The organism is Xanthomonas arboricola pv. guizotiae (genome assembly GCF_002940205.1).
Lineage (GTDB): Bacteria > Pseudomonadota > Gammaproteobacteria > Xanthomonadales > Xanthomonadaceae > Xanthomonas > Xanthomonas arboricola_C.
Genome location: NZ_MDSK01000043.1, coordinates 1 through 12,430, shown reverse-complemented (window position 1 = coordinate 12,430; position 12,430 = coordinate 1). Strand labels below are relative to the sequence as shown.

The following is a 12,430-nucleotide window of genomic DNA, read 5'->3' as shown; positions in this document are numbered from 1 at the left end:
GCGGGACAGCCTGCGTGCGCAGATAAGAATCGTTATCATTAGTGGCCCGGATGTGCCCGCCAGTGCGCGCATCCTCCCGCTGAAGATCCCGATGACCCCACTGCCTGCGCCTCGCCACCTGTTGTTCGTGTCCCTGTTTGCCGCCGTACCGGCCGCCGCCCAGGAGGCCAGCCTGCTCGACGCCATCGTGGTCAGCGAAAAGCGCGCCCTGTACCGGCCGGAAAAAGCCGCCGGCGCCACCCGCACGCAGACGCCGGTGGAGCGCATTCCGCAGGCGATCCAGGTGGTGCCGCGCTCGGTGATCGACGAGCAACAGCTCACCCGGCTGGTGGATGTGGTGGCCAATGTCTCCAACGTGCAGCCCGGCGGCACCCAGGGCAATCGCTCGGAAACCTTCGTCATCCGCGGCTTCGAAGCCTCCTCGTATGCGGTCGACGGCATCCTGCTCAATCCGGCGCAGAACTTCACCGAGACCGTGCGCGACCTGGCCAATATCGCCCAGGTGGAAGTGCTCAAGGGCCCGGCCGCGGTGCTGTACGGACGCGGCGAGCCTGGCGGGGTGATCAATCTGGTGAGCTTGCGGCCGGATGCGGTGTTCGGTGGTAACGCCTCGCTGCAGGCGGCCGAACACGGCCTGCGCCGCGTGCAAGCGACCGTCACCGGCGCGCTGAGCCCGACGGTATCTGCGCGCATCAGCGCCGCCGCCCAGCAAACCGGTACATTTCGCGACGCGCAGGCCGATGGCGACCGCGTGTTCGTCTCGCCATCGCTGGCGTGGCGGCCGAATGCGCAGCTGCGCGCCGATCTGGATGTCGAATACACCCGCCAGACCAGCCCCGGCGATCGCGGGCTGGTCGCCATCGACGGGGTGGTGCGTGGCCCGGCGCAGCGCAGCTTCGGCGAGCCGTGGTCGCGCAATCACGGCAGCTCGCGCACCGCACGCGGCCGCATCGAAGTCGACGCCAACCACTGGCTGACGCTGCGCCAGATCCTCAATCACCAGGACGGCGACAGCGGCCGCGACGTGGCCGACTTCACCGGCTTCAGCGCCGACCGCGCCTTCCTGCAACGCCGCGCCGTGCGCCAGGACCAGCAGGTGCGCGCCACCACCGCGCAGACCGAAGCGTTGGCACGTTTCGGCACCGGCCCGCTGCGCCATCAGCTGCTGGCCGGCGCCGAGTACGTCGATGCGCAGCGCCACACCGACGAAGCGCGCGCGCCGCTGGCGCGCATCAGCGTAACCAACCCGGTGCAGGGTGCGCGGCCAGGCAGCTATGTGCCGGCCCGCGACATCGATGTCGATGCGCGTTATGCCGCGCTGTATGTGCAGGACCAGATCAGCATCGGCGAGCGTTGGGACGTGCTGGCCGGCGTACGCTGGGACGACGTGCAACAGACCACCGTCGACAACGGTGCGCGCACCCGCGAAGACGGCCGGCGCGCATCGCCGCGCATCGGCGTGGTGTGGAAGGCCGCACCGCAGCTGTCGCTGTACGCCAACACCTCCACCTCGTTCCGGCCACGCAGCGCGAATGTGTTTGTCGGCGGTAGCGCACCACCGGAGACCGGCCGCCAGTACGAGCTCGGCCTGAAGAGCGCGCTGTTCGACAACCGCGTGCTTGCCACCGCCGCCGCGTTCCAGATCACCAAGGACAACGTCGCCACCAGCGATCCGGACAACAGCGGTTTCGTGCTGGTCACCGGCCAGCAACGCGTGCGCGGGCTGGAGCTGGACATCACCGGCGAGCTCACCCAGAACTGGCGGCTGATCCTGGGCGCCGGCTATCTGGATGCGCAGGTCACCCGCGACACCGTCACCCCGGTCGGCAACCGCCTGCGCGGCGTACCGCGCGTCAGCGCCAGTCTGTGGAGCACCTATCACGTCGCCAGCGGCCCGCTGTACGGCCTGACCTTGGGGGCAGGCGCGGTGCATGTGGGCGAGCGCGAGGGAGATCTTGCCAACAGCTACCGCATTGCCGGCTACACGCGCTTGGATGCATCGGCGGCGTACCGCTTCGGCGGGCGTTATCAGCTGGCGCTGCTGCTGCGCAATGTCGCCAACCGGTTCTACATCGAGCAACCGGTGACGCAGACCACCAACTATCCCGGCGCGCCACGCACCTTGTCGGCGACGTTGAGCATGGATTTCTGAACGCCGTGCAGCAGATCCCAGCCCATCTTGCCGATCAGCACGATCACCAGCACCAGAAACAATGTGCGGATCAACCGCGTGCCACCGCGTAGCGCCATCCGCGTGCCGGCCACTGCGCCGGCCACGTTCGCCACCGCCATCGGAATGCCGATCGCCAGCATCACCTGCCCGCTGGGCAGGAACAACGACAGCGCCGCCAGGTTGGTGGCCAGGTTCACCACCTTGGCCGCGGCCGAGGCGCGCAGGAAATCCAGCCCGAAAAAGCGGATGAACAGGAAGATCAGGAAACTGCCGGTACCGGGGCCGAAGAACCCGTCGTAAAACCCGATCGCCGCGCCCATCGCCAAGGCGGCGATCAATTCGCGCCGGCCGATCTGGCGGGGGCGATGCAGCGCACCGAAGTCCTTCTTGATCAGCGTGTAGACCAGCATCGCGATCAGCAGCACCAGGATCAACGGCCGCACCGCCTGCCTGGGCATCAGGCTGACGGCAGTGGCGCCCAGGAACGAAAACGTAAACGCCGCCCCCGTCGCATACAGCACCGGCCGCCACGGAAAGCGCACGGTGCGCGCATAACGCCACGCCGACGCACCGGTGCCGAACATCGCGCTGAACTTGTTGGTGCCCAGAATCAGCGACGGCGCCTGCTGTGGCAGCGTCGCAAACAAGCCCGGCAACTGGATCAGGCCACCGCCGCCCACCGCTGCATCCACCAGCCCGGCGATGAACGCAATGCACAGCAGCCACGGCAATTCGGTGGGAATCAGTTCCAGCAAGGCGGCGCTCCGCACGACGGGGCGACAGCATAGCTGCCGCATAGCCGCATAGCCGCATAGCCGCATAGATGCATAGATGCAGGGAGGCATTGCCGCGTGCAGCGCACTCGCACAGTAGGAAAGTGGCACGCCTACAGAGTCAGAGCCCCACCACCGCGACAGCAAGCCCCTCTCCCATCGGGAGAGGGGTTGGGGTGAGGGTACGGGGCGAAGCCCGCGTGCCGTCCGATGGCAACAGGCTGTTATCGGTCGCCTCAAACCCTGCAAGAAGCATTCTTCTAACCAAAGCCTCAAGCCGCTTGCAGGACAGCGTTCTTGCAAATCACCGCGTCAATCAATCACTCAACCTCCCGCAACTCTTCAACAACGCGTACACGTCCGCATTCCCCAATCCCCAATCACATCCCGCACAATCCCCGCATGCCGACCTCCACACCCACCGATCCCTGTCCCTGCGGCCGCCCTGCCGATTACCCACGTTGTTGCGGCCCGTACCACGCCGGCGCCGCCGCGCCCGATGCCGAGACGCTGATGCGCGCGCGTTACAGCGCCTACGTGCGTCGCGATGTCGCGTACCTGTTGTCCAGCTGGCATCCGTCCACGCGCCCGGCCGAGCTGTCGCTGGACGAAGGCGGCCGCACCACCTGGCTCGGCCTGACCGTGCAGCGCGCCATCGACACCGGCCCCGACACCGCCGAGGTGGTCTTTCTGGCGCGCTATCGCATCGGTGGCGGCAGCGCAGTGCGCATGACCGAACACAGCCGCTTCGTGCGCGAAGACGGCCACTGGTATTACCTCGACGCGCGCTGAGCCGGGTCCAGGCCGGAGCGAGATCGGCGGTCACGCCCACCATGAAGCCGTTCAGCCCGACGGCCGGCACCGGCCGGCCCGGTTTCTCGACGCCACGTTCGCAGCCGATCCCGGAAGCTTGCCGCGTCGGCGGAGCTCGCCGCAGGGCGAACACGATCATGGCAACCTTCAATCTCTGGCAGTGGGTGCTTGTGGCCATCGTGGTGTTCGCGATCGTGCTGCCGGCGTGCCTGGCCACGGCAATGATCTGGTTCGGCCCTCGCCACGATGCCCCGCGCAGGGCCCGCGCCCGTCGTGTGTCCGACACCAGCCCCTCCAGCCCGGCATTGTCGCTGCTGACCGGCATCACCGGCGACGGCAGCTGAGCGCAAGGGCCGACGTGGCCGGTGTGCGCGGCGGTATCGCCCGACGAGCCAGGTCGCGGCCCCGGCATCGGCACGCAACCTCATCCTCCGACAGGCGCCATATGGCCTGCGCGCCATGCCCACCGCCCTGAACAGCGTGCGCAGCGGACAGGCACCCAGCATTGGGCCGCCGACCAGCACAGCGCACGCTGCCGTCGCAACCTCACCACCTGCACGCCTGCAACCAGCCCGGTTGGCTATCCTCGGCGGCTCGACCTGTCGCAGGAGCGCTCCACCGCATGACCTCCGTCCACACGCCGGCGATCGCGCCGTGACGCCGACCCGGCGCGTCCTGCCTGCGCTGTTGGCGCTGGCGCCGCTGCTCGCCTGCGCCGATCCGGCCTTCGACCGCTGCCTGGCCGGCCTGCAGACCCAGGCCGCCGCCAAGGGCGTGGGGGCCGCCGACTTCCAGCGCTTCACCGCCGGCCTGGCGCCCGATCCCAGCGTATTGCCGCTGCTCGATGCCCAGCCCGAGTTCACCACCCCGATCTGGGACTACCTCGCCAGCCTGGTCGACAGCCAGCGCGTCGCCGACGGCCAGGCCACGCTGGCCACCCACCGCGCCTTGCTTGCGCGCCTGTCCGAACAGACCGGGGTCGATCCGGCCACCATCGTGGCGGTCTGGGGTGTGGAGAGCGACTACGGCCGCGTCACCGGCAAGCGCCCGCTGCTGGTCTCGCTGGCCACGCTGTCGTGCGCGGGCCGCCGTCAGCCGTTCTTTCGCGGCGAATTGCTCGCTTTGCTCAGCCTGTTGCAGCAGGGCGATCTCTCTGCCGATGGGCTCACTGGCTCCTGGGCCGGCGCCTTCGGGCAGACCCAGTTCATGCCCTCGACCTATGCCCGCATCGCGGTGGATGGCGACGGCGACGGCCGCCGCGACCTGGTCGCCAGCATTCCCGACGCGCTGGCCTCCACCGCCAACTATCTGGTCAAGGCCGGCTGGGAGCGCGCCCGTCCCTGGGGCATGGAAGTCCGCCTGCCCGCCGGCTTCGATGCCAGCAAGGCCGGCCGCACCCGGCGCCAACCGCTGCAGGCCTGGCAAACCGCCGGCCTGCTCGGCACCGACGGCAAGGCGCTGGCGCCGGCCGGCCTGCCCGCCGAAACCCCGGCCGCCCTGCTGCTGCCGGCCGGCGCGACCGGCCCGGCATTCCTGGTGTTCCGCAACTACGACGCGATCTACGCCTACAACGCCGCCGAAAGCTACGCGCTGTCGATCGCCCTGCTCGCCGACCGCCTGCGCGGCGGCCCCGGCCTGGCCGCTGCCTGGCCCACCGACGACCCCGGCCTGGGCCGGCCCGAACGGCGCGAACTGCAGCAACTGCTGCTGGCCCGCGGCCACCTGATCGGCGAGGCCGACGGCGTGATCGGCACCGCCAGCCGGCGCGCCATCCAGGTCGAGCAGACCCGCCTGGGCCTGCAGCCGGCCGACGGCCGCCCCGGCCAACGCATCCTCACCGCCCTGCGCGCCGCGCCGCCGGTCGCCGGCGCGGCGGCCATCCGCGCCACGGCGTTCAAGCTGCCGGCCGCCTATCCCGCATTCGTCCAATCCCCCATCGTCCACAAGGCACCCCCCATGTCCGACCTCACCGGCCTGCGCACAGGCGACTTCCACGGCTTTCCCTCGCTGTTGATCGACACCCCGTTCTCCACCGCCGCCATCAGCCTGTTCGGCGGCCAGCTGCTGTCGTTCGTGCCCAAGGGCGGGCAGGACGTGATGTGGCTGTCGCCCACCGCCAAGCAGCCGCCCACCCCGATCCGTGGCGGCGCGCCGGTGTGCTGGCCGTACTTCGGCCGCCAGGACCAGACCGGCGAGGTCCCCGCGCACGGCTTCGTGCGCACCGTGCCCTGGCAGCTCACCGAGAGCCGGCGCGAGGACGACGGCACCCTGGTGCTCACGCTGACCCCGCCCAGCTTCGACGACCTGGCGCTGCGCCTGCGCATGACCCTGCGCATCGGCCGCACCCTCGAACAAAGCCTGATCACCGAAAACACCAGCCCGGCCCCGGTGCGCTTCACCCAGGCGCTGCACAACTACTTCCGCGTCGGCGACGCGCTCACCGTCAGCGTGCAGGGCCTGGACGGGCTGGACTACCTCGACAAGTACGAGAACTACGCCACCGTCCGCCGCCAGCAGGGCGACTGGAGCCTGCGCGACCCGCGCGACCCCGGCCGCAGCGACCGCATCTACACCAACGCCGGCGGCCGCTACACGCTCACCGACCCGGTGCTCGGCCGCCGCATCGTCATCGCCACCGAAGGCAGCCGCTCGCTGGTGGCCTGGAATCCGGGCGAAGACGCCGGCCAGAACATGGCCGACGTGGGCGAGGGCTGGCGCCATTATGTCTGCCTGGAAGCGGCCAACGCCGGCCCGGACGTGATCGAACTCGCCCCCGGCGCCAGCCACACCCTGACCCAGACCATCAGCGTCGAGTAAGCGCAAGAATCACCCCAGGCTCGCGCGGAGCCTGCACTGCTTTCCAAAACCGTAAAGAAGCAGCATGACTCCCTTCTCCCACCGGGAGAAGGTGCCCGAAGGGCGGATGAGGGTGCGTCCGCCCGTGCAGCTGGCCAACCACCAGGGCTTCCCTTGCCCAGACCCACCGACCAAGTGCTTCCCTCGCTACACTCGCCGCTTCGCCCCACTGCGCCGCGCGATGTCTCTCCCTCCAGCTTCCGCTCCCGCCACGGGCCGGCGCCGCGCCGCGCTGATCTTCATCTTCATCACCGTGCTGATCGACGTGCTGTCGTTCGGCGTGATCATTCCGGTGCTGCCGGATCTGGTGCGGCACTTCACCGGCGGCGACTACGTGGTGGCCGCCGGCTGGATCGGCTGGTTCGGCTTTTTGTTCGCCGCCATCCAGTTCGTCTGCTCGCCGCTGCAGGGCACCTTGTCCGACCGCTACGGCCGCCGCCCGGTGATCCTGCTTTCCTGCCTCGGTCTGGGCCTGGATTTCATCCTGATGGCGGTCGCCCATTCCCTGCCGATGCTGCTGCTGGCGCGGGTGATTTCCGGGGTGTGCTCGGCCAGCTTCTCCACCGCCAATGCCTACATCGCCGATGTCACCCCGGCCGACAAACGCGCCGGCGCGTTCGGCATGCTTGGCGCCGCGTTCGGCATTGGCTTTGTCGCCGGCCCGCTGATCGGCGGCTGGCTGGGCAGCATCGGCCTGCGCTGGCCGTTCTGGTTTGCCGCCGCGCTGGCGCTGTTGAACGTGCTGTATGGCTGGTTCGTGCTGCCCGAGTCGCTACCCGCCGAACGCCGCAGCGCGCGGCTGGACTGGTCGCATGCCAATCCGCTCGGCGCGCTCAAGCTGCTGCGCCGGTATCCGCAGGTGTTCGGCCTGGCCTCGGTGGTGTTTCTGGCCAACCTGGCGCACTACGTCTACCCCAGCATCTTCGTGCTGTTCGCCGGCTACCAATACCACTGGGGCCCGCGCGAAGTGAGCTGGGTGCTGGCCGGCGTCGGCGTGTGCAGCATCATCGTCAATGCGCTGCTGGTCGGCCGGCTGGTGCGCTGGCTGGGCGAACGCCGTGCGCTGCTGCTGGGCCTGGGCTGCGGGGTGGTCGGTTTCGTCATCTACGGGCTGGCCGACAGCGGTACCGCGTTCCTGATCGGCGTGCCGATCAGCGCGTTCTGGGCGATCGCCGCCCCGGCCGCGCAGGCCCTGATCACCCGCGAGGTCGGCGCCGATGCGCAGGGCCGCGTGCAGGGCGCGCTGACCAGCCTGGTCAGTCTGGCCGGCATCGCCGGTCCGCTGCTGTTTGCCAACGTGTTCGCCTGGTTCATCGGCCGTGGCGCACCGCTGCACCTGCCCGGCGCACCCTGGTTGCTGGCGGGTGTCCTGCTGGCCGCAGGCTGGGTCATGGCCTGGCGCCGGGCAGGGCGGGGGGCCGTCGTGGCCCCCGCAGCACAGGGGTGATGCCAACCTATTCAGTTTGTGCTCGCGCCCGCTTTATCCGATTCGCGCAGTCACTGCTAGGCTGATGCACTCCGTGCTGCGGCACCGCCTTCGCTCCCTATGTGTCCTGACACCCTGGCTGTTCCGCCTTCGGCCGCGCTCGCGCTGCGCCATGCCACGCAGGACACCCACCGCCTGGTCGAAACGGTTCCGCTGATGCAGGCACTGGGGCAGGGGCGGGTCGATCGCGCGGCCTACGCGCTGATCCTGCGCCGGCACCATGCCCTGCTGGCCGGTTTCGAGGCGCACCTGAGCGACTGGCTCGACACCCTGATCGGCACCGGCTGGCAGTACCGCCGCCGCGTCCCGGCCCTGTGCCAGGACCTGCACACGCTCGGTCAGCAACCGCAGACAGCCATCGCAGCGCCGGCCGCCGGCCGAGATGCCGCGCGCTGGGGCATGCTCTACGTCATCGAAGGATCGCAACTGGGCGGGCGGATGATCGCGCGCACCTTGCGCAAGCAGCAGCCCGCACTGGCTGATGCCTTGCGCTATTTCGAACTGGCCAACGACGATCCGGCCGGCTGGCGCCGTTTCCAGGCCGTGCTCGACCAATGCCTGGACACCTCTTCCGCGCGCGCGTCCGCCATCGACGGTGCGCAGCGCATGTTTGCCCACTTCCACACCTGTCTTGCAGCGGAGCCGCGCGCGTGAATCAGTCCACCGAACCCCTGGATATGGATGTCTGTGCGCGTGAGCCGATCCATATTCCCGGCCTGATCCAGCCGTACGGCGTGCTGCTGGTGATCGAGCCGGCCGACGGCCGCATCGTGCAGGCCAGCACCACCGCCGCCGACCTGCTCGGCGTGCCGCTGGCCGAGCTGCTGGGCATGGTCTACACGCAAGCGCTGGAACTGCCCGGCGAGCAGCCGTTCGCGGTGGAGGACCAGGCGCAGCACCTGCTGCATGCCGACGTGCGCTTTCCCCTGCGTGCAGCACCCACCGACCACCCCTGGGTAGCCGCCTGGCATCTGTATCCGGAGCAGTGGCTGGTGGAAATCGAGCCGCGCGACGCGCGCCTGATGGACGTCACCCTGCGCGAAGCGCTGCCGCTGCTGCGCAGCATCGAGCGCGATCCCGGCATCGCCGAAGCCGCCGTGCGCGCCGCCAAGGGGCTGCGCAGCATGATCGGCTTCGATCGGGTGATGGTGTATCGCTTCGATGAAGAGTGGAATGGCGACGTCATCGCAGAAGCGCGCCAGCCCGAGCTGGATGCCTATCTGGGCCTGCATTACCCGGCCACCGACATCCCGGCCCAGGCGCGCGCGCTGTACCTGCGCAACCGCGTCCGCCAGATCGCCGATGTCGGCTATCGGGCGTCGGCGATCGAACCCACGCTGCATCCGCGTCTGGGCACCCCGGTGGACCTGAGCGATGTCAGCCTGCGCAGCGTCTCGCCGGTGCATCTGGAATACCTGGCCAACATGGGCGTGACCGCCACGCTGGTGTCCTCGATCGTCGTCAACGATGCGCTGTGGGGGCTGATCTCCTGCCACCACTACAGCCCGCATTTCACCAGCCACGCCATGCGCGACGCCACCGATGCGGTGACCCGTGCGCTGGCCGGGCGCATCGGCGGGTTGCAGGCGGTGGCGCGTGCGCACATGGAATCGGTGCTGCTCACCGTGCGCGAGAAGTTGATCACCGACTTCAACGATGCCGACCAGATGACCGTGGAAATGCTCGCCGACATGGCGCCGGACCTGATGGACGTGGTCGACGCCGACGGCGTGGCGATCTTTCACGGCGGCGAGATCAGCCGGCATGGCAGCACGCCGGATGCGGCCGCGCTGCGCCGCATCCGCGACCACATCGAATCCGAACACCACGATGCCCTGCGCGAAGACGCGGTCGGCGCCCTGCATGTGGATGCGATCGGCGAGGTGTTCCCCGAGCTGGCCGACCTCGCCCCGCTGGCGGCCGGTTTCATTTTCGTGCCGCTGATGCCGCAGTCGCGCAGCGCCTTGCTGTGGACCCGCCGCGAACAGGTGCAGCAGGTCAAATGGGCCGGCAATCCGCAGCTGGCCAAACTGGCGGACATCCCCAACTCACGCTTGTCGCCACGCAAGAGCTTCGACCTCTGGCAGGAAACCGTGCGTGGTCGCGCGCGGCGCTGGTCGCCGCTGCACCTGGAATCGGCGCGCAGCCTGCGCGTGCTGATCGAACTGATGGAGCGCAAGCGCTTCCAGCAGGATTTCACCTTGCTCGAAGCCTCGCTCTCGCGGCTGCGCGACGGTGTGGCCATCATCGAACGCGGCGCCACGGACGCGCACCGGCTGATGTTCGTCAACCCGGCCTTCGCAGAGCTCAGCCAGACCGAAGTGGCCGACCTGATCGGTTGCGACATCCTGTCCCTGCTGGCCAGCGACGCCGCCGCGCCCAAGGTCGAACTGCTCGAAGACGCGTTGCGGCAAGGGCGCCCCGCCTACGTCACCCTGCCGCTGCGCTCGCAGGACAGCGCACCGGTGTACCGCCAGTTCCATCTCGAGCCGCTGCCCAGCCCCAATGGCGTCACCGCCCACTGGCTGCTGCAGCTACGCGACCCCGAATAGGCGCCGACAACGGTCGGGCTGCCGCAGCTAGGAGTGGCAGCCAAATCGTGGCGCGCAGTCGCCAGGTGGGCGCGGAAGGCGCGGAAGCACCGCAGTGCCGAGGAGTCCGCGCCCCGGCCGCGCCCGCCTGGCGGTGCGCGCCGTCGTGTTGATCGCCGTGCTAAGCCCGCGGCCGCAATACCAGCAAGGTGATCGTCCCGGCCACCAGGCCCCAGAACGAAGCGCCGATCCCGCCCAGCGTCAGCCCCGATGCGGTCACCAGGAAGGTGATCAAGGCTGCTTCGCGCTCGCTGTCCTGCTGCAAGGCGGCCGCCAGGCTGTTGCCGATCGTGCCCAGCAAGGCGATCCCGGCGATGGCCATCACCAGCTCGCGCGGGAAGGCGGCAAACACCGCCGCCACGGTCGCGCCGAACACGCCGATCAGCACATAGAACACGCCCGCGCTCACCGCAGCGGTGTAACGCCGCGCCGGATCCTCGTGCGCCTCGCGACCCATGCAGATCGCCGCGGTGATCGCCGCCAGGTTCAAGGCATAGCCGCCGAACGGTGCCAGCAGCGTATTGACCACCCCGATCCAGCCGATCGTCGGCGAGATCGGCACCGCATAGCCGGAAGCGCGGATCACCGCCACGCCCGGCACGTTCTGCGAGGCCATGGTGACCACGAACAACGGAATCGCCAGCCCGAACAACGCCGCCCACGACAACGACGGCACCACCAGCACCGGCTGGGCCAGTTCAAGCTGCACGCTCTTCCACTGCATCAACCCGCTGCCGGCCGCAATCGCCACGCCGACCAGCAAAGTGGCGATCACCGCATAGCGCGCAAACCAGCGCCGCCCGGCCAGATAGGCCGCCAGCATCGCCAGCGCCAGCCACACCTGGTTCTGCATCGCCACGAACAGGTCCAGCCCGAAACGCAACAACACCCCGGCCAACATGCCGGAGGCCAGCGAGATCGGAATGCGCCGGATCGCCTTCTCGAATAACCCCGAGAAGCCGGCCAGCATGCCAAGCACCGCCGCCAGCACAAACGCACCGACCGCCTCGCGCAACGGCACCCCGGCCGCACTGCCGATCAACATCGCCGCGCCCGGCGTGGACCAGGCCGTCACCACCGGCACCCGGTAGCGCAGCGACAGGCCGATGCAGGTCACGCCCATGCCGATGCCGAGCGCCCACATCCATGAAGCGATCTGCGCTTGGTCCGCGCCCAGGTGACGCGCCGCCTCGAACACGATCACCGCAGAACTGGCAAAGCCCACCAACACGGTGACAAAGCCTGCGGCAATCGCAGGCAGGGACAGATCGCGAAGCAGGCTGCGGGAGGGAGGCATCGTGAGGTCTCTATCAGGAGCATGCATTTTCACCGAGCGCGCCGGTGATCGATAGCGCACCTTGCGTGGTCGGCTCTCTGTCGACGCTCTTGTTGTCCTGCCTGGAAGCACGACGTCGCTGCAATGCGGACACACGCTGCCATGACTTTGTTAGAGAGATCAGACCCGATACACCGCAAAGCGCTTGAAATCAGGCCTCGCGCATTGGCGCAATGACGTCGGTGTCATGCCCGTGTCAAAAAGTGCTTGCACTTCTGCGCAGTCTCGATAAACTGCGCGGCCTCGCTCAGGACGGCGGCGCTTCTCCAGGCACCGCAACAACGGACGGGGCGAGTCGGAAACATCACAAGGTGTTGACGAAACGGAAAAGCCGGCTATGATGGGCGGCTAGCTACACGGAAAGACGCTGCGGCGGATTGAAGTGCAGCGGCGGCAACTTCC

9 protein-coding genes are annotated in these 12,430 nt (G+C 68.8%); 7 read left to right on the top strand and 2 right to left on the bottom strand.

Going from position 1 to position 12,430, the window contains the following annotated elements:
• The first annotated feature begins 91 nt into the window (after nucleotides 1-91).
• Nucleotides 92-2,152 carry a TonB-dependent siderophore receptor gene (locus XarbCFBP7408_RS19390; protein WP_181106957.1) on the top strand — a complete coding sequence of 687 codons (2,061 nt, stop codon included), beginning with the start codon at nucleotides 92-94 and terminating at the stop codon, nucleotides 2,150-2,152.
• On the opposite strand, the gene XarbCFBP7408_RS19385 is transcribed toward XarbCFBP7408_RS19390, so the two are convergent.
• Complete coding sequence (locus XarbCFBP7408_RS19385) at nucleotides 2,101-2,970, bottom strand: sulfite exporter TauE/SafE family protein (RefSeq protein ID WP_104564339.1); 870 nt, start codon at nucleotides 2,968-2,970, stop codon at nucleotides 2,101-2,103. The two genes, XarbCFBP7408_RS19390 and XarbCFBP7408_RS19385, sit on opposite strands and share 52 nt — an antisense overlap.
• 378 nt (nucleotides 2,971-3,348) lie before the next feature.
• On the opposite strand from XarbCFBP7408_RS19385, the gene XarbCFBP7408_RS19380 reads away from it, so the two are divergent.
• From XarbCFBP7408_RS19380 to bphP, 6 genes are all read left to right on the top strand, one after another.
• Nucleotides 3,349-3,738 (top strand): YchJ family protein, encoded by a 390-nt coding sequence (locus XarbCFBP7408_RS19380; protein WP_104564338.1) that lies wholly within the window; start codon nucleotides 3,349-3,351, stop codon nucleotides 3,736-3,738.
• 158 nt (nucleotides 3,739-3,896) lie between these two features.
• Nucleotides 3,897-4,103, top strand: a complete 207-nt coding sequence (locus XarbCFBP7408_RS19375) for a hypothetical protein (protein ID WP_104564337.1) — start codon at nucleotides 3,897-3,899, stop codon at nucleotides 4,101-4,103.
• 310 nt (nucleotides 4,104-4,413) lie between these two features.
• On the top strand, nucleotides 4,414-6,576 hold the full coding sequence (locus tag XarbCFBP7408_RS19370; RefSeq protein ID WP_104564336.1) for a lytic murein transglycosylase: 2,163 nt from the start codon (nucleotides 4,414-4,416) through the stop codon (nucleotides 6,574-6,576).
• A 220-nt stretch (nucleotides 6,577-6,796) separates the two neighbouring features.
• Nucleotides 6,797-8,062: a TCR/Tet family MFS transporter gene (locus XarbCFBP7408_RS19365; protein ID WP_104564335.1), complete on the top strand. Its 1,266-nt coding sequence runs from the start codon at nucleotides 6,797-6,799 to the stop codon at nucleotides 8,060-8,062.
• A gap of 99 nt (nucleotides 8,063-8,161) precedes the next feature.
• Nucleotides 8,162-8,755 carry a biliverdin-producing heme oxygenase gene (locus tag XarbCFBP7408_RS19360; RefSeq protein WP_104564334.1) on the top strand — a complete coding sequence of 198 codons (594 nt, stop codon included), beginning with the start codon at nucleotides 8,162-8,164 and terminating at the stop codon, nucleotides 8,753-8,755.
• A complete protein-coding gene (bphP, locus tag XarbCFBP7408_RS19355; protein WP_104564333.1) occupies nucleotides 8,752-10,653 on the top strand; it encodes a bacteriophytochrome BphP in 1,902 nt (633 codons plus the stop codon). The genes XarbCFBP7408_RS19360 and bphP overlap by 4 nt, the downstream gene beginning before the upstream one ends.
• A 160-nt stretch (nucleotides 10,654-10,813) precedes the next feature.
• Here bphP and XarbCFBP7408_RS19350 read toward each other — a convergent pair whose 3' ends face one another.
• The gene (locus XarbCFBP7408_RS19350) at nucleotides 10,814-11,989 is read right to left on the bottom strand and encodes a benzoate/H(+) symporter BenE family transporter (protein ID WP_104564332.1); all 1,176 of its coding nucleotides are present in this window, start codon (nucleotides 11,987-11,989) and stop codon (nucleotides 10,814-10,816) included.
• Nucleotides 11,990-12,430: the final 441 nt, after the last annotated feature.